General features: G+C 63.6%; 16 protein-coding genes. 11 read left to right on the top strand and 5 right to left on the bottom strand.

The window, feature by feature from the left end; all coding sequences use genetic code 11:
• The coding region (locus tag IIB36_15835; protein MCH7533207.1) for a transposase at positions 1–196 on the bottom strand (196 nt) is incomplete at its 3' end.
• Between the two features lie 540 nt (positions 197–736).
• Here IIB36_15835 and IIB36_15840 point away from each other — a divergent pair.
• On the top strand, positions 737–1,135 hold the full coding sequence (locus IIB36_15840; protein MCH7533208.1) for a DUF1801 domain-containing protein: 399 nt from the start codon (positions 737–739) through the stop codon (positions 1,133–1,135).
• Positions 1,136–1,513: 378 nt separating this feature from the next.
• Positions 1,514–1,741: a hypothetical protein gene (locus tag IIB36_15845; GenBank protein ID MCH7533209.1), complete on the top strand. Its 228-nt coding sequence runs from the start codon at positions 1,514–1,516 to the stop codon at positions 1,739–1,741.
• A gap of 53 nt (positions 1,742–1,794) precedes the next feature.
• Here IIB36_15845 and IIB36_15850 read toward each other — a convergent pair whose 3' ends face one another.
• The gene (locus tag IIB36_15850; GenBank protein ID MCH7533210.1) at positions 1,795–2,178 is read right to left on the bottom strand and encodes an ACT domain-containing protein; all 384 of its coding nucleotides are present in this window, start codon (positions 2,176–2,178) and stop codon (positions 1,795–1,797) included.
• 433 nt (positions 2,179–2,611) lie between these two features.
• Here IIB36_15850 and IIB36_15855 point away from each other — a divergent pair, with 433 nt between their 5' ends.
• Positions 2,612–3,697 (top strand): DUF3500 domain-containing protein, encoded by a 1,086-nt coding sequence (locus tag IIB36_15855; GenBank protein ID MCH7533211.1) that lies wholly within the window; start codon positions 2,612–2,614, stop codon positions 3,695–3,697.
• Positions 3,698–3,743: 46 nt separating this feature from the next.
• On the opposite strand, the gene IIB36_15860 is transcribed toward IIB36_15855, so the two are convergent.
• Entirely contained in the window at positions 3,744–4,016 is a 273-nt protein-coding gene (locus IIB36_15860; GenBank protein ID MCH7533212.1) for a hypothetical protein, read from the bottom strand.
• An 848-nt stretch (positions 4,017–4,864) separates the two neighbouring features.
• Here IIB36_15860 and IIB36_15865 point away from each other — a divergent pair.
• From IIB36_15865 to IIB36_15875, 3 genes are all read left to right on the top strand, one after another.
• Complete coding sequence (locus tag IIB36_15865) at positions 4,865–5,653, top strand: protein-L-isoaspartate(D-aspartate) O-methyltransferase (protein MCH7533213.1); 789 nt, start codon at positions 4,865–4,867, stop codon at positions 5,651–5,653.
• A 793-nt stretch (positions 5,654–6,446) separates the two neighbouring features.
• On the top strand, positions 6,447–7,535 hold the full coding sequence (locus IIB36_15870; protein ID MCH7533214.1) for a hypothetical protein: 1,089 nt from the start codon (positions 6,447–6,449) through the stop codon (positions 7,533–7,535).
• 19 nt (positions 7,536–7,554) lie between these two features.
• Positions 7,555–8,103: a DinB family protein gene (locus tag IIB36_15875; GenBank protein MCH7533215.1), complete on the top strand. Its 549-nt coding sequence runs from the start codon at positions 7,555–7,557 to the stop codon at positions 8,101–8,103.
• Positions 8,104–8,119: 16 nt separating this feature from the next.
• Here the strand turns inward: IIB36_15875 and IIB36_15880 are convergent, their stop codons facing one another.
• Positions 8,120–9,337, bottom strand: a complete 1,218-nt coding sequence (locus IIB36_15880; protein MCH7533216.1) for a PAS domain-containing protein — start codon at positions 9,335–9,337, stop codon at positions 8,120–8,122.
• Positions 9,338–9,588: 251 nt separating this feature from the next.
• Between IIB36_15880 and IIB36_15885 the strand changes: the two genes are divergently transcribed.
• A complete protein-coding gene (locus IIB36_15885) occupies positions 9,589–9,849 on the top strand; it encodes a hypothetical protein (GenBank protein ID MCH7533217.1) in 261 nt (86 codons plus the stop codon).
• A gap of 50 nt (positions 9,850–9,899) precedes the next feature.
• Here the strand turns inward: IIB36_15885 and IIB36_15890 are convergent, their stop codons facing one another.
• Positions 9,900–10,115, bottom strand: coding sequence for a dodecin domain-containing protein (locus IIB36_15890; GenBank protein MCH7533218.1), 216 nt, complete (start codon positions 10,113–10,115; stop codon positions 9,900–9,902).
• Positions 10,116–10,493: 378 nt separating this feature from the next.
• Here IIB36_15890 and IIB36_15895 point away from each other — a divergent pair, with 378 nt between their 5' ends.
• The 4 genes from IIB36_15895 to IIB36_15910 all read left to right on the top strand — a co-directional run bounded on the left by IIB36_15895 (position 10,494) and on the right by IIB36_15910 (position 16,921).
• Positions 10,494–11,588 carry a hypothetical protein gene (locus IIB36_15895; GenBank protein ID MCH7533219.1) on the top strand — a complete coding sequence of 365 codons (1,095 nt, stop codon included), beginning with the start codon at positions 10,494–10,496 and terminating at the stop codon, positions 11,586–11,588.
• A 55-nt stretch (positions 11,589–11,643) separates the two neighbouring features.
• A complete protein-coding gene (locus tag IIB36_15900; GenBank protein MCH7533220.1) occupies positions 11,644–13,125 on the top strand; it encodes a serine hydrolase in 1,482 nt (493 codons plus the stop codon).
• A gap of 109 nt (positions 13,126–13,234) precedes the next feature.
• Positions 13,235–14,371 (top strand): hypothetical protein, encoded by a 1,137-nt coding sequence (locus tag IIB36_15905; GenBank protein MCH7533221.1) that lies wholly within the window; start codon positions 13,235–13,237, stop codon positions 14,369–14,371.
• 135 nt (positions 14,372–14,506) lie between these two features.
• The gene (locus tag IIB36_15910; protein ID MCH7533222.1) at positions 14,507–16,921 is read left to right on the top strand and encodes a DUF1592 domain-containing protein; all 2,415 of its coding nucleotides are present in this window, start codon (positions 14,507–14,509) and stop codon (positions 16,919–16,921) included.
• The last annotated feature ends 3 nt before the right edge of the window (positions 16,922–16,924 follow it).

A 16,924-nucleotide genomic window follows, 5' to 3' on the forward strand; every position in this document is an offset into this window, starting at 1 on the left:
TCCGCTCCTCGCCTCGACCCTCTTTCTCGAACAAACGATCCGCTCGCTCGTACAGCTGGTCCCGCCAGCGGTAGTACATCGTCGAGCTGATCTGATGGCGACGGCACACATCCGCCACCGTCGTATCGCCTTGCAGACCCTCCAGCACGATCTGTACGCGCTGCCGCGCTGTGAAACTCCGTCGTCTCTTCTTCATGGCTCCTCCTCGGTCGAGCCCTCCAACATCATGCTCTCCCAGAGCGGAACCGCAAACCTATTTCCCTACCCGTTTGTCTCAATCCGCCAGATGCACTTCACAATTCCGCACCCGATATCGAGACTCCGCGTACTTGTACTGGCTGCGCTTCGGATACTTCATCGGTGAGGACTCCGGGTCGGGGGCCTATCACCACCATCATGTGGCGGAACCCGGAGCCATGCACCAACGCCGGTCTTCGTCAAGGTAAAAAAGCTTGGCTCATTGGGACGTCGGCAGGCGGTCTTCATCGTGAGGAAGGGAAACGCCCTATAAGCGTCGTTAGCCGAAATTCCTGGAGGCGTGCCGAGTGTGAGTTGCGAACCAACTAGCCGCTATCCATGCCTAGGCGCATGTTCTCCGCAACATATGCCGCGAGTCAGCGTCCGAGCGCCGCGTTCGTGACCGACCTGCTCGCGGCAAATCAATAGTTCGCTATGCGGCGCTGATGTCTTCAACGTTGGTCTTGGTTTCGTGGCGCCGCGTCTGAAGTGAACAGCAATGAATCGACTCTTTCTGCTCCCCAGTTCGGTCAAACGCGATCCGGCCATCGATGCCTGGATGGAGGAACATGCGGGTGGCTTGGGGGCTATCGCGCACTACTGGTTTGAGGTCATGCGCGAGTGTGGAGACGATGTTCGAGAACTACTGCATGACGGCCATCCGACCGCATGTGTAGGTGACGCGGCATTCGCATACGCCAACGCATTCGCAGCGCACGTCAATGTCGGGTTTTTTCGTGGCGCTGAGCTTGCGGATCCGGCGGGCTTGTTGGAAGGCACTGGCAAGTATATGCGGCATGTGAAGCTCAGGCCGGACCGTGACATCGATGCTAAGGCCCTCAAAGCACTTATTGATACCGCCTACACTGACATGAAGGGCCGCCTTGAGCCGGCCTAGATCGTGGTGGCGATCCGGAGAAGTGGCCTTTTCTTGAGCGAGTCGAAGAAGCGATTGGCCGGCGGCGCGCTCGCGCAGTGGAGACGCCAACCACGCGACGAGTCCTCGAAGGGCGGCGATCCTAGGCGGGCAGGGAGGAACGTCGGCTAACGCCAGACTCACGCTCTCGCCTCAGCTCGTTTCCTACGCGCTTCGCGCTTCGGCTCATGTGGCCGTACACGCCGCCTAGGTGCCCCGCGCGACCCATAGAAACATTGACCATGCGGGTCGCAGTACCGAGTTTTGTAAAACCTGGAGCCCCACGGGGAGCCGGGTTTTATCCCCCCGGTGTCTGGCTTCGGCCACACGCCGGGGTTCTTTTTTCCCGGGAACCATCCGATGGCTGATCGCGCGGTCCTCTTCATCGACGGCAACAACAGGTACTACGCCCTCTCCAACGCCGGAGTCCCGGATCTCGGGCGTCTGGATTACGCCAAGATCAGCGAGAAACGTCAACGGGTCCGGCCCCTTCGGGGACACTCCGCCCAGCGTACGTACGAGTACGACGTAGTCATACGTATGGGGGCGCTGGGCTCCGCGAATGGAGTTTTCGCGGAGCACGGGTAGGACCCGAGCCAGTAGCGCTCTGCGCGGAGCGAGAGCTGGCCGGCCGGCCCGGCTCAGAACTCCTCCAGCACCTTCTTGGCCTTCTTGGGGTTGTCGCAGACGATGGCGATCTCGATGAGGTCGTCCGTGATCCCGGTGACGTAGAGTGCCTCGAGGTTGATCCCCGCATCGCCGAGTCGGTTCGTGACGGCAGCGAGCTCGCCCGGGCTGTTCTCGAGTAGCACGGTGTGCACTTCGCTCTCCTCGAAACGGATGTTCGCGGCCTGGAACGCGTGGCGTGCTATTTCGATATCGTCGGGGATGATGCGCGCGATCGCGTGGCCGCCGACACTGACCACTGCGAGTGCCCTGATGTTGGCACCGAATCGCGCGAGCGCCTCGGCCACCCGGGCGAGATCGCCGGGGTGATGCGTCAGTTGGATCGAGCAGTCCTTCATTGGTCCTCTCCTGTGAGACAGCGGAAGCCACGCCCCTCATCCCCTCGAGCCTGATTCTTCACGTATATCCGAAGCGTGGCAAGGTGCCTTTTTTTTGGGCAGCAGCCATCCCACAGGCACGTGAGCGGCACCGCGGGAATCAGGTAGGTCCAGAGGGGCCGACTCCAGCCGAAAGGCCCTGGGCGAGGAACGCGTGGCGAGCGAGGCAATCGTTGCTCTCGTCTGTGCCGAGCGAATCATGCCGTGGAGGTCACCCCTCGGGCACCTCGATCACCGCGTAGCCCGAGTTCGTCAGGAGTGAGGTGGAGGAGTGTCATGACTCCAATGAACACCGTGCGGAGGGTGCTCGGCCCTCTGTCGCGGCCGGCTCGCTGGCCGCATGTTTGCCGCCTTGGTACCGTCGCCGTTCCACGTCGGAAGCGGGAGGACACTCATGCGCGGCATCCTGATCATCCTCGGGGCGGCCTTCCTGACCGCCATCCTTGTGGCCGCGTCAATGGTCCGAGCCCCTGAGCCCCCACCCGCCGACACAGGCGGCCGCATGGCCGCGGCGGCCGAAGCGTACGTCGGAACCCTCGGTAGTGCCGAGCGCGATCGGGGCACGTGGGAGCTGGACGCCGAGCAACGCTTCGATTGGCATTTCGTACCTCGCGAGCGCTACGGTGTCCGGCTCAAGGACATGAACCCGGAGCAGCGCACCGCCGCCCACGGGCTCCTGCAGAGCGTTCTCAGTTCGCAGGGCTACTTGAAGGCGACCGGGGTCATGCAGCTCGAAGGGATCCTCGGCCAGATCGAGGGCCGGCCGGATCGACGTGATCCCGAGGACTACTACTTCAACATCTTCGGCGCCCCCTCCGAGGATGGCGCCTGGGCGTGGCGCTTCGAGGGACACCACATCTCGATGAACTTCACCTCGGCCGGAGGGGCTACTCCGTCTGTGACTCCGGCATTCCTGGGTTCGAATCCGCACGTGGTCGGGGAGGGTCCGAACGCCGGGCGACGCCTCCTGGGAGCCGAGGAGGATCTGGCCCGCGAGCTCATGGCCCTCCTCACCGACGCCCAACTCCGGACCGTGATCATCGAGGCGGAAGCTCCCCGGGACATCGTCACGGGGAACGCGCGGACGGTGGAACTGGATCGCTTCGAAGGGCTGCCCGCCTCAGAGATGAACGATGCACAGAGTCATGCGCTGATGCATGTCATCGAGGAATACCTGAACAACGCCAACGCCGACGTCGCCGTCGTGGAGATGCAGCGGATCCACGATGCCGGACTCGAGAACCTCCACTTCGCGTGGGCGGGGAGCACGGAGCGCGGCGAGGGTCACTACTACCGCATCCACGGACCTACCGTGCTGATCGAGTACGACAACGTGCAGGGTGGAGCCAACCACGTGCATTCGGTGTGGCGGGACCCCCAGAACGACTTCGGAGACGATCTGCTCCGCCGGCATTACGAGGAAGCGGAGCACCATCAGAACGACCGTCTCCCGGCGGGATCTCGGGGAGGAGCGCGATGAGACCCCATATCTGGACCCCGTCCTGTTCCAAAACTCCGCCTTAGCGTCAAGTCGTGAGCCTGCGGCGGGTTAGGTCGTCTGCGCGGCTCGCCTGAGACGGCGCACCGAGAACGAGAAGCTGAATCTGCAAGTGACTGGGCTTCAGCCCAGAACAGCCAACCACGATGAGCGTCCAGCCGATCCAGCCCGGTATCGGATACGCTTGCCGGGCGTCAACGCATTCCTCCTCGACTCCGACTCTGACGGTCTGACTCTTGTGGATACTGGCGTTCCCGGTAGTGCTGACCGGATCACCGATGCCGTGGATGCGACGGCTCATTCCCTCGCCGGGAGTCCTCAACGCAGTTCTGTATCGTCAGACCATCGCGCCAAAGCCAACAGCCGTAGCTCCTGCGACAACCGACGAGCTGGTAGACGATGGGCATGAGATCCCGTAATGAGCCTGCGCCACCTGTGTCGGTACGATTTCGAGGTAGCGTGCTTCGGGCATGGCCCTCCCATTCGCCGGGCGGCCGCCAACCGGTTCCGGCAGCGCTGGGGACCTCGCGGACCGGCGGCGGGACGAAGACGAGCCCTGTGACTCCCCTGTGGATCGGTGCTCCATATAACGCATCACGCCGCTCTCCCGCACGGGCCCTCAGGTACGCGTCGCTGATTCGTCAGTGAGGCACTATCGTGAAGACCAACGGGCCCGGCCCTGGCTCGGTCGCCCCGATGCTTGCTGGCTCGATCACCGGTCGGCCCCCCTTAGAATCCGGGAGCTCTATATGGAGTTGGTATTCCTATTCGTTCAGATAACGATCGTGGTACTCCTGCTGGCCGTTCTCGGAGCGATGAAATCGGGATTCAACGAGGTCATCAGTGGCCTCGAATCACTCGACCGGAGACTCGGCGACTGAAGTCGGTCACCTGACGTTCGAGGTCTCATCAAGCCGCGCTCCTGCAGGCACATAGAGCGCCATTTCGGCATGGTCTCGCGGGGATCGTGGGGCGTGTGTACCCAGACGTCTGACGGGGTGCTGCTTGCGCCCCCCGTGCCCCGCACCGGATGTTGACGTGGTCTGATCCTCACATGCCGAAGACTTCTCGATGCGCGATGCCATCACCCGCCTGAACGCAGCCCTGGAGGGCCGCTACCCCGTGGAGCGTGAGCTAGGCGAAAGCGGCATGGCGACCGTCTACCGGCCGGATGACCAGAGGCACGAATGCAAGGTGGGGAGGAAACTGCTTCTTGCCGTCGCGGTTGCTCTGAACGCGTCGTGTGGTCCGGCGCCGCCGGCTCAGGCCAATGCGTCCACCCTGTCACGCCAGCAAATGGACTTCGAGCGAGCGCGGCACCAGATGGTAGAAGAACAGATCGAGGCGCGCGGAGTCACTGACCCCCGGGTTCTCGAGGCGATGCAGCGGGTCCCCCGCCACGAGTACGTTCCTGCCGAGTATCAAGCCCGCGCCTACAGTGATAGACCGCTCCCGATCGGGCTCGATCAGACGATCTCACAGCCCTATATCGTCGCCCTGATGACCGAACTCCTCCAGCCGGAACCGGACGACCGCTTGCTGGAGATCGGAACGGGTTCCGGATACCAGGCAGCCGTTGCGGCTGAATTGGTCTCGGAGGTCTACAGTATTGAGATCATTCCGGAGCTGGCGCGCTCAGCGGCCGAGCGACTCGAGAGACTCGGAGTTTCGAACGTGTTTGTCCGTGCCGGTGACGGGTACCTCGGATGGCCTGAACAGAGCCCGTTCGACGGGATCCTTGTCACGGCGGGGGCCGAGCACATCCCCGAGCCACTGGTCGAACAGTTGAAGCCTGGCGCTCGGATGATCATCCCCGTGGGTGACCTGTCTTCCTTCCAGATCTTGAAAGTGGTTGAGAAGCTGCCCGGAGGTGAGGTCGAGATACGTGACATCATTCCGGTCCGGTTCGTTCCGTTGCGCCGGAACGAGCGGGATTAGACGCGCGCGGTTGTCGACCAGTACCTTGGAGAGGTTCGGTAGTGGCGCCTCTTGACCTGAGGGCATCCCCATGTCCGACCCCATCACTCGCCTGAACGCCGCCCTAGAGGGCCGCTACCGCATCGAGCGCGAGCTCGGCGAAGGCGGCATGGCGACCGTGGCGTTCCAATGGACGAGCCCTTCCGGACCAAACCCGGCGTCGTAGGCATCGAAATCCGCCCACGAATGGCCACCGGAGCGAATCGCGTATCGGCCCACCGCCTCACCGACCTCGAACGTGGATACGCCCCAGGTCCACGGGTCGTTGTTTTCGGTGCGCCATCGGGTATGGGCTGAGGCTGTTCATAAAGCCGCAGACGTCGGTCTTCTCCGCCTCCCTGACGCCACATGCCTCGAGGCTCGCAACACAGTGCACCATGAGGACGTCATATTCCTCGGTGGTGATGCCAAGCCCCTGATGGGACGTTTTCATGTCCCGGCCCGTGCACTTCCCGCTTGCGCGGTGTCAGCCTTCTGGAGGGGACGTGGGAGTATCGAGACCGCAGGCTTTCGGGAGAGACGATCGCTGACTTGAAACGATCCAGAATCGAGAACAGCTCTTTTTTCCCGCAGTCGATAGCTTCGGATGTTGCTCTTCATGCATGGCTCGGCTCACCCGGTCAGAGGCCTACGACATCCGAGAGGTCAATCGTATACTACGTGCTCTTCGGCACGAAACTGAGACGCGCCCGGCCTGGGACGGCTCCGTCAGTAGTTTTGACGCCTTGAAATGGCGGGAATACATTCCCCCCCCATGCGTATCCTACTTTCGGTCACCACGATTCTTCTCTCGACCGCCGCGCTCGCTTGCGACCAGTCCGAGACGAAGCGCTATCTGTACCTCAGCACGCCCGACGCGGCCCAGACACAGGGCCGCGCTGACGGTGCCGGCATTCTGATCTTCGATATCGATGACGGCCACAAGTTCGTGCGCCGGATCGATATCCCCGTCTTTGAGGAAGGCCTTCGAGGTTTCGCCGCGAACCTCGAGACCCACAGCGCCTACTTCTCCACCCAGAATCCCCGGATAGGAGCCTTCGATCTGGAAACGGACCAGATCACTTGGGAACAGACCTATGCGTTGGGCAGTGATCGATCGTCGATCACGATGGATGGCAAGAAGGTCTACGTTCCTACCGGATGGTGGATTTCCGGCGAGGAGAGCGGTGTTCTGGTCCTCAACGCGGACAACGGCGAGCTCATCAAACACGTCCGCGTCGGGAGTCAAGCACACAATAGCCTCGTGAGTGTCGACGGCCGGTTTCTCTATCTCGGGACAAGCATGATGCTAACGGTCCTCGATACGGAGAATGAGAGCGTAGTTCACCAAATCGAGCCCGTGGGCGAATCCGGGGGACAAGGCGTATTCCCGTTCACCGTGGACGCCGCGAACCGCATCGCCTATGTGAGCCTCGGCAGTCATGTCGGCTTCGACGTTGTCGACCTCGAGCAGGAGAGGGTGCTGCATCACGTGCTCGTGGGAGATGAACCGATTCTCCATCGTACGCACGGAGTCGCTCTCACGCCCGATGAAACGGAACTGTGGATCAGCGACCAAGAAAGCCGGAAGCTGTTCATTTTCGACGCCACGCAGATGCCTCCGGTCCTGACGGGGGAGGTCGAGCTATCCCAAGGCGGTCATGGGTGGGTGACTTTCAGCCTGGATGGCCGTTACGCATGGACTCATACACCCGACGTCTTCGATGCAGAAACGAAAAAGCTCGTCGCCACGCTGAGGGACGAAAACGGCAACCCGGTGAGCGGCTCGAAATTCATCGAAGTTCATTTCCGCGACGGCAAAGTTGTGGCCGTGGGCAACGAGTTTGGACTCGGGCGCCGATAGATTACAGCTTACGCGGCACGTGACCAGAAGGAAGCTCCGCCGAGCCCACGCCGCACTACTGGCGAGCTTGGACCTCGAGATCGAGCAGGCATCCGATCCGGCCTTGTGCGAGGCATCAGCGCCGGCGGTCTCCAAGTGGAGCGTGAAGGACCACCTGGAGCATCTCTCGATCGCCAGTGGGGGAATCGTGAGTTGGATCGCGCGAGCCCGCGACGGGGATCCCGAGCTCGACACAGGCGGTGGCCCCAGCCTGGCCGGACGGATCGTCCTGCTCGTCGGTGCGTTTCCGAGAGGTCGGGGTAAAGCTCCCGAGCGCACCCTGCCCAAGGGGACGAGCGCCGCGGAGCTGGCGGCGAAGCTTCGCGGAATCAGAGAGAGGGTGCAGGGGCTAGAGGGTTCCCTCGCGCAGTTACAGGCGTCGAGCGCCACACGAAATCACATCGCGTTCGGCAACCTCAACGCGGCACAGTGGCTGCAGTTCGCGGTGATCCACGACAACCACCATCAGAAGATCATCCGGGACGTGCTGAAGGCGAGGTCGGACCGTGGTGCTGCAGGTGCGGCTTGACAAGCATCTGCTTGGCTCAAGAACCGTCGGGGAGCTCGAACCAGAACGTGCTGCCCTTCTCCACCTGGCTCATGACGCCGATGGACCCGCCGTGGGCGTCCAGCACCATCTTGCAGAACGCGAGGCCGAGTCCGGTCGGGAGTCGTACTTGTCGGGCGTCCTGCCCGACGCGACCGAACTTTTCGAAGATTTTCTCGTGATACTCCGCCGGAATCCCCTCGCCGGTATCCCGCACCTCCACGCGCGCGAATCCATCCTCTCCCTTTCGCACAACCACCCTCACCGACCCGTCATGGGGCGTGAACCAGAGCGCGTTCGCGACCAGGTTGGCGATCACACGGGTGACGAGCGGCTCGTCGTAGGCTGCCCGGACCTCTTCGTCGGACTCCACTTCTACGTCACGATCGGGAATCAGGCCCCCGAGAGAATCGAGCGCGGCCCGCGAGGTCTCCGCGATGTCGTGGACTCGGATGTCGAGTTCCATGTCCCCCGCTTCCATCTTACTCACGTCGAGGACCCCGTTGATCATCTGGGCAAGCATGGAGGCGTTCCAAAGCGCCCGGGCGACGTAGCGCTCGCTCTCCTCAGCGGGGGCATCGGGATCCGTCTCCTGGGCCATCTTGAGCCACGCGATGATGCCGGTGACCGGGTTGCGTAGGTCGTGCACGATCATGTGCGTCAGGGAATCCCTGAGCGCTTCCAGCTCCTTGAGTTGCTCGTACTGCTCGCTGAGCTCGTCGCGGGCCCGGCGCAGCTCCTCCTCGAAGCGATGCCGCTCGGTGATGTCCCTGCTGATGGCGATGAGGCCGAGCAGCTCGCCCTCAAGGCTGTAGAACGGCGCCCCGAGTGTGTCGAAGAGCGCTCTTCCGCCATCCGCGGACTCCTTCCAGGACTCGCTCCGCAGCGTCTCCTGGCCGTCGAGCACCTCGCGGTCGAGCTCGCTCCGCCGGCGCGCCTCTTCTTCATCGAAGAGCTCCGCATCGGTCCTGCCCACCACCAGGCGGGGCTCCACCCCGACGTACCTCGAGAACGCTCTGTTGCAGAGCCAATAGACGCCATCCCGGTTCTTCACTGAGATGAGGTCGGGGATCGAGTCGATAACGGCCCGGAGCTGGGCACGCCAGCGGATGGTCTCCCCCGAGAGCCTCTGCTTCGACCGCTCCCCCTCGGAGCTTCCGTGTGTGGACGCGGAAGGGTTCCCCTCCTGGTTCTTTCCGCCCTCGGAAGCAGTCATGACATCGTGCCCGTGCCCCTCGATCGTGCCTCTGGTCGAAGCTTTTCGGCAGCGTTGAAGAACGTCCTGGCCAGGATTCTGCATTTTTTCCAAGGGAACGCAAGCTTCGCCCCCGGACTCTCCTCGGTCTTGCGTAGCGACCTGACGGTCTGGCTCTGCGCCGTTACCGTTCTTCCCTGCCGGGTGTGGATCCGTCGGACCGCGATACGGTTGTAGCCGTGCCACCCAAGGGCGCGCATTAGGAGAAGGCCATGGGTATTGCAATGCTCTTCTTGCTGGTCCTGATCGCGGTTCTCGGATCGATGTGGAATCGCATCAGGCAGATCGAGGGCGGACGGGAAGATCGCTCGGAGCTGGGCAAGATCTCCCAGCAGTTGGACGCCGTCCGTGATCAGCTCTTCTCGGTCGAGGATGAGATGGCAAGGTTGAACGAACGGGTCGACTTCACCGAAAAGCTGCTGGAGGCCCCGAGAGTAGAGCCTGAGAAGGACGAGCCTTCGGACACTCGCTGACCTTGAGCGAGAGGGAAGGCGCTGCCAGATAGATCTGTGGCGGGGTGTTCTCAGTCGTCGGCTTCGAACTTGAAGGAGACCTTGACCTTCGCGCGGTAGCTCTGAACGGCACCGTCCTTGAGCACCATGTCCAGCTCCGAGACCTCCGCCACACGCAGGTCCCGCAGCGACTCGGAGGCACGCTGGACGGCTGCTGCCGCAGCCTTCTCCCACGATTCAGTAGAGGTTCCTACTAGCTCGATCACTTTGTACACGCTTTCAGCCATCTTTTTTCTCCTCCCCGGCCGTGTGGCCGACACGTAGGAAGATGAAGAGCATCTCCCACATGCCGAATCCACCGAATGAGCCATCCATCCGTCACGATGACGCTGGGCACCCCGAGACGCAAGCCGAGAGCTACTCCCCGACCCGATCCGCCTCCACCTCGAATTCCTCATGCTCGCGCATCATCTCAGTCGTGGGCGTCACGAGCAGAGTGGACATGAGGAATGCGGCCTAGCTGCTCTGCCGGTCCCGCCGAGAGACCGCGTGGCGCGTAGTACATAGCCCCCGTATCGTGCGGTACCGGTAAGGCTGCCAAAGCCGTACGAATCTATGTGGTGGCGTCTCAGGCCCGTGCTCTGGAAAAGAGGAGGGATACGATGATGACATGTCCAATCCGAACACTGTTCGGGCTGACTGTGGCTGTCGTCGCTCTCGCGATCACCGGCGGCTCGGCGACGGCGCAGGCGGGGTCCGAACCGACGAATGACCTACCGAATCCCTACCAGTCGATCGATGGCTGGGCCAAGATGCCGATCGGTCGACATTGGGGGGCGACGAGTTCTATCGACGTCGACCCGGACGGCAAGTCGATCTGGGTCGCCGAACGTTGTGGGTCCGACTCCCTCAATCGGAACTATTCACCGAGAAGCTGTGCTGACTCAGAGCTGCCGGTCGTCCTCAAGTTCAACCCCGACGGCATCCTGGTCAGGAGCTTCGGCGGTGGCCTGTTCGCGCTTCCCCACGGTTTCCACGTGGACCGGGATGGTAACGTCTGGGTGACAGACGCTCCGTTCGTACTGGGGGTGGGTGGAGCTGTCAGCAAAGGGCATCAGGTCATCAAATTCAGTCCGGACGGTGAGATCCTCCTGCGACTTGGCGTGCCCGGAGAGACCGGGAACGACGAGCGCCACTTCAATATGCCGTCTGACGTGATCACGGCTCCCAACGGAGACATCTTCGTTGCCGATGGTCATGGTGGGAACAGCAACGCCCGGATCGTCAAGTTCGCGCCCGACGGTACCTTCATCATGGCGTGGGGGGAGCAAGGATCGGGGCCGGGTCAGTTCAACGCGCCGCACGGGCTGGCCATGGACTCGCAGGGGCGGCTGTTCGTGGCCGACCGCGGCAACAGTCGGATCCAGATCTTTGACCAGGATGGGAACTTCATCGACGAGTGGTATCAGTTCAGCCGGTTGAGCGGGATCTATATCGACCAGAACGACATCCTGTATGGAGTCGATTCCGAGTCGAATCGTCTTCGAGGTCGCGGTGAGTGGAAGCGCGGGATTCGCATCGGCAGCGCCCGGACCGGCGAGGTGACGGCGTTCATTCCCGACCCGGCCGATGCGAACGATGGGCCACTCTCAGCTAGCAGCGGCGGTGAAGGTGTGGTCGCGGACGTCGATGGCGTGATCTATAGCGCCGAGGTTGGACCGCGGGCAGTGAAGCGCTACGTCAACTACATCGATCCCTGAAGCGGGGGGCGCGGTTGGGAATCATCTCGATCCACCTGACACCGAGGAGGGCACCGTGAGGGGCTCCGTCACACGCATCCTGATTACGCTCGTCGCCTTTTCCACCGTAGGCCCCGAGCTCACTGTCGCGCAATCCTCCTCCTCGGCCGTTGCGCGCCTCTCCCTGGCCGGGCCCGCCAAGCGCTACTGCTCCGGTATTTGGGTCTCCGAGCGGGAGCGGCACGAAGCGCTGTACAACAGCGTCCTGCTGGGCGAAGAGCTGGTGGAGGGATACGAGAGCGGTCGCCTCGACTTCGCGATCGACGACGAGCGCCGGATCGTCATGGCCTCTCGAGACGGCGTTTCGGCCAGCGCGCGTCACTTCGGCGACCAGGGCTGCGTGATTCTGCGGCCGGAGACGGACAAGCCGCTCTTCACGCCGCGGAGGGTCGTGAGCACCCTGCCCGACGCGGCGTCGACGCCGTGGCCGATGGGTGACGAGCTGCCCGACACGCCGCTGCCGCCGGATGTCGATGCAGCCCTCCTCGACCAGGCCGCGCGCACCTTTTTCTCGAACGATCTGGACCGCCGGGCAGCGTTCATCGTCGTCCATCGAGGTCGGATCGTGAAGGAGGAGTACGGCTCGGGCGCCCACGCGGACATGCAGCTCGAGAGCTGGTCGATGGGGAAGAGCATGACGGCCACCTTCATCGGCCGCCTGATCCAGAAGGGTCGTCTGGACCTGTGGCAGCGCGCGCCGGTGCCGGAGTGGCAACACTCCCCCGACGACCCTCGCGCCGAGATCCGGATCGCCGATCTCCTTCGCATGTCGAGTGGGCTGAGGTTCAGCGGCGGCGGATCGACGCCCGAGCAGATGGCTGCGTCCTACATCCCCGGGCAAGCGGATCACGGACTCGGATACTCCGCCCCGATCGACGTCTTCCGGTTTTCGGCCAGCCGCGATGCCGAGCATCCGCCCAACACGGTCGGACGATACCGGAACTCCGATCCGTGGACACTGGGATACATCGTTCGCCGCACCGTCGAGAACGAGCTCGGTGAGGAGTATCTGACGTGGCCCCAACGCGAGGTCTTCGACAAGATCGGGATCCGCCGCTTCGTGATGGAGACCGACATCTACGGCAACTTCATCTTGACCGGCTACAACTACGGCACCGCGCGCGATTGGGCGCGGCTCGGGCTTCTCTACGTCCAGCGCGGAATGTGGAACGGAGAGCGGCTGCTACCCGAGGACTTCGTGGATTTCGTCCAGACTCCCGCCCCGGCCTGGGCCGAGCCCGTCTATGGCGGCCTCTTCTGGCTCAACACGGCGGACGAGACGGGACGGGGACGCCGCATCCCCACTCTGCCGCCCGACACCTACAACGCGGCGGGCGCGGGCGACCAGCGCACCTATATCATCCCGTCGCGCGACCTGGTCATCGTGGTGATGAGCCACCGCGCCGGCGGCAACCTGGCTCGGGACCGAAGGACCCGGGAGTTCGAGGCGCTTGGCCTGGCCGTGAAGGCCGTGGACCCGACCTGGAGCTGGAACTAGCACTAGCGGTCTTCAGTCGTGGCGGGCGAGCGTGAGGGTCGCGCACTGCGCGCGCGGCGGGCACATTGCTCGCAGCACAGAATCGCGAACCAGCGAGAGAGGAGGCATCATGAAACTGGCGCGCATGGGCGTAGCCTTCGCCCTCGCTTTGTTGGCGGCGCTTCCGGCTTGCGTAATCGAGAACCAGGCTGCGCCGCAATCGGGATCGCAAGGAGCGATCGAGAAGGGTGGGGACGATCGGACCGGAGAATACGAGGCCGTGGAAAACTGGTGGAAGCCGGCGCCAGACCACGCAGGGCCGTGGAGCTGGGGGCAGGTGTCGGGCGTCGCAGTCGACAACCCCAACCGGATCATCGTGGCGGTGTGGGGGGACCGGGACGCGCAGGGGCGGGAGCGGGAGGGGAGCACGAACTACCTGGTGGTCGTCGATCGGAACGGAAACATCATTGAGAACTGGACGCAGTGGGACTCGATCTTCAACAAACCCCACCAGGTCTACATCAGCCCTTACGATCCGGAGCGCCACGTTTGGGTCGTCGAGCGAGGTGGCGGCAAGGGGGTCAACATGCAGATCCTCAAGTTCACCAATGACGGAAGCGAGTTGGTGATGCGGCTCGTCGACCCCGACCACCCGACGACCCGGGCAGAGGCACGGGCAAATCCGAACCCGGGTCCGTTCACGTACGGCGACCCGGCGGTGCTCGCCTTCCTCCCGGATGGCAGCTTCTTGGTCGGCGACGGTTACTGGAACTCCCGTATCATCAAGTACAATGCGGACGGCGAGTACCTGATGGAGTGGGGCGAGCTCGGGAGCGGCCCTGGACAGTTCGACCTGGTGCACGGCCTCGCCGTGGACCGGGATCGCCGCGTCTACGTCGGCGACCGCACGAACAACCGCATCCAGATCTTTACGGAGGACGGTGAGTTCATCGAGGAATGGCCCGACGTGTCTGATCCCGTGGGCGTCTTCATCGATGAGAACGACGGGGTCTGGGTGATCTCCGCGAGACTGAACCGGATTCTCAAGTACAGCCGCGACGGCGTGCTCCAGTACTACTGGGGCGCATTCGGAGGGACGAGGGGTGGCTTTGCGGGTGGCTTGTCGCGTCCGCACCAGCTCGACGTGGACCAGGACGGCAACGTCTATATCGCCAGCTGGGACGGCGGATGGTTGGACAAGTTCGTTCCGAGGCCGGATGCCGATCCAAGCAAGCTCATCGGCAGGTCGCTTGTGCTCGCGAACTAGGTGACTCGCGCCCGGCCCGAGCGACGAACTGTGTGGCCGTCCGCCACCCCGCCTCCTACATTGCTCATCTGAGTTCCATCATGCGGCGGGGATGGTACGGCTGCGCCTGAAGCCTGCATCCTCCGGGGATGAAGCATGAAGACAATCGCTGCTGGTGCCGCCTTGTTGGGGGTATGGCTTGCGGCGGGGAGCCACCCCGCCGGGACCGGCACGCCCTGGCTCGAAGCAGGAACCGTGTCCTTGCTTCCCGATGCCCCCCCCCGAACGCCCACCGAGGTGATCCAGCAGTATTGCGTCCGCTGCCACAATGAGCGCAGGCTGGCGGGGAACCTGACGCTGGAGACATTCGTGGTCGAGGGTGCTGACGCGCGGGCCGAAACCGCTGAGAAGATGATCCTGAAGCTCCGCGCCGGGATGATGCCGCCGCCCGGGGCCCGGCGGCCGGCGGGCGACACGCTCCGGACACTCGTGGAGACGCTCGAGGCGGTCATCGACGAAGCGGCCCTGACCGATTCCAATCCCGGCGGGCGACGGTTCCAGAGACTCAACCGGGCCGAGTACCAACGCGTGATCCGTGACCTGCTGGCGCTCGACGTGGACGCCGGCCGCTGGCTTCCCCCAGACACCTACCTGGGCAGCTTCGACAACCTGTCTGCCGCACAGGGGCTCTCGCCTACGCTGCTCGAGGCATACATGAGGGCGGCCACGGAGATCAGCCGTCTGGCTGTCGGCGTTCCGGACGCCGTCTCGTCCTCGACGAAGTACACGAGTCCGATCGAGGTCTCGCAGCACGCGTGGGACCAGCTCGAAGGCGCCCCCTACGGGACGCGTGGCGGAATCGTCGTCACGCACGACTTCCCGGCCGACGGCTCGTACGTATTCCAGGTGGAGACGCTCTTCGGCAGGGGCACGTCCTTCGAGGATATCGATCTTTCGATCGACGGCGAAGGCGTGGCGCTGCTGGCCCTCGAGCACAACGGTGGCAGGAGCGTTCCGATCCGGACGGAGCCGATCGTCGTCGCTGCGGGTCAGCACCGGGTAGTGGCGGCGTTCGTCCGTAAGATCGATGGGCCCTACGAGGATCGGCTGAGTCCCTTCGATTGGTCGTTCGTCGGGGGCGAAGACTCGCAGGCTTGGGCCAACTACGGGATCACTGCGCTGCCTCACCTCGCCGACCTCATGATCACGGGGCCGGTCCGTGCCACAGGGGTGGTCTCCGAGACGCCGAGTCGCCGTGAGGTCTTCACATGCATGCCCACGACGTCCGCTGAGGAGCGTCCCTGCGCCGAATCGATCGTGGCGCGTCTCCTGCGCGAAGCGTACAGGCGACCGGTCACCGCCGCGGATATCGCAGGTCCGATGTCGTTCTTCGATCGCGGCGCCGCGGAAGGGGGATTCGAGATCGGGGTCCGAACCGCGCTTCAGGCGATCCTGGCGAGTCCTTCGTTTCTCTTCCGCCTGGAACGGGAACCGGCGGACATCGGAGAGGGCGAGAGCTATCGCCTGCGCGATCTCGACCTGGCAACCCGCGTGTCCTTCTTCCTTTGGGCCACGGGACCGGACGAGGAGCTGCTGGGGCTCGCGGCCGAGGGGCGACTCCTGGACCCCGGAGTTCTGGAACAGCAGGTCGGGCGCATGTTGGCAGACCCCCGGGCGGAGGCGCTCGCCACCCGCTTCGCGCATCAGTGGCTGCGACTACAAGACGCGGCGAAGAATCAGCCCGAGCCTTTCTTCTATCCGGACTTCACCGGCCAGCTCCGCGCTGATATGGTGCGGGAGACGGAGCTCTTCTTCGGCCACCTCGTTCGCGAGAACCTGAGCTTCCTCGAGCTCATCGACGCGGACTACAGCTTCATGAACGAGCGTCTGGCTCGGCACTACGGCATCCCGGGGGTGTCCGGCAACGAGTTCAGACGGGTGCCCTACCCGGACGACGCCCGCCGGGGTGTGTTGGGCCACGGCAGCGTGCTGCTGCTTACCTCCATGTCCGACCGAACCTCTCCCGTGCTTCGCGGAAAGTGGGTGATGGAGGTACTCATGGGAACGCCGCCGCCGCCGCCGCCGCCCAACGTCCCGGCCTTCGATCAGACGGAAAGCGTAGCGGACGGGCGTCGTCTGACCACCCGCGAGCGCATGGAGCGGCACCGAGCCGACCCGACGTGTAACTCGTGCCACCGCTTGATGGACCCCATCGGCTTGGCACTCGACAACTTCGACGTGACAGGCCGGTGGCGGCAGCGCGAGAACATGATGCCGCTCGATACACGAGGCACGTATTACGACGGCACTCCCGTGAGCAAGCTGAGCGAGCTCACCGAGGTCCTGCTCGGGCGTCCGATCCCGCTCGTGCGCAACTTCGCCACCAACCTGCTGGCGTACGCCATGGGCCGGCGGGTGGAGTACTACGACCAGCCGGCGATCCGGGCGATCGTGAGAGATGCGGAGGCGGACGACTATCGAATGTCGTCCTTCATCCTGGGCGTCGTGAGAAGTGATCCGTTCCAGATGAGGCGATCGCAGGTGACCACCGACGCCGAGAAGGGGATGTAGAGC

The organism is Gemmatimonadota bacterium (assembly GCA_022560615.1).
Lineage (GTDB): Bacteria > Gemmatimonadota > Gemmatimonadetes > Longimicrobiales > Gaopeijiaceae > UBA1138.

What these genes read in the sequence shown, in the direction of transcription:
- IIB36_15865 (MCH7533213.1), top strand. Translation starts at nt 4,865, where the DNA reads ATGGCGACCGTCTACCGGCCGGATGACCAGAGGCACGAATGCAAGGTG.
- IIB36_15870 (MCH7533214.1), top strand. Translation starts at nt 6,447, where the DNA reads ATGCGTATCCTACTTTCGGTCACCACGATTCTTCTCTCGACCGCCGCG.
- IIB36_15860 (MCH7533212.1), bottom strand. Translation starts at nt 4,016, where the DNA reads ATGAGCCGTCGCATCCACGGCATCGGTGATCCGGTCAGCACTACCGGG.
- IIB36_15845 (MCH7533209.1), top strand. Translation starts at nt 1,514, where the DNA reads ATGGCTGATCGCGCGGTCCTCTTCATCGACGGCAACAACAGGTACTAC.
- IIB36_15905 (MCH7533221.1), top strand. Translation starts at nt 13,235, where the DNA reads ATGAAACTGGCGCGCATGGGCGTAGCCTTCGCCCTCGCTTTGTTGGCG.
- IIB36_15840 (MCH7533208.1), top strand. Translation starts at nt 737, where the DNA reads ATGAATCGACTCTTTCTGCTCCCCAGTTCGGTCAAACGCGATCCGGCC.
- IIB36_15885 (MCH7533217.1), top strand. Translation starts at nt 9,589, where the DNA reads ATGGGTATTGCAATGCTCTTCTTGCTGGTCCTGATCGCGGTTCTCGGA.
- IIB36_15910 (MCH7533222.1), top strand. Translation starts at nt 14,507, where the DNA reads ATGAAGACAATCGCTGCTGGTGCCGCCTTGTTGGGGGTATGGCTTGCG.
- IIB36_15855 (MCH7533211.1), top strand. Translation starts at nt 2,612, where the DNA reads ATGCGCGGCATCCTGATCATCCTCGGGGCGGCCTTCCTGACCGCCATC.
- IIB36_15880 (MCH7533216.1), bottom strand. Translation starts at nt 9,337, where the DNA reads ATGACTGCTTCCGAGGGCGGAAAGAACCAGGAGGGGAACCCTTCCGCG.
- IIB36_15850 (MCH7533210.1), bottom strand. Translation starts at nt 2,178, where the DNA reads ATGAAGGACTGCTCGATCCAACTGACGCATCACCCCGGCGATCTCGCC.
- IIB36_15890 (MCH7533218.1), bottom strand. Translation starts at nt 10,115, where the DNA reads ATGGCTGAAAGCGTGTACAAAGTGATCGAGCTAGTAGGAACCTCTACT.
- IIB36_15895 (MCH7533219.1), top strand. Translation starts at nt 10,494, where the DNA reads ATGACATGTCCAATCCGAACACTGTTCGGGCTGACTGTGGCTGTCGTC.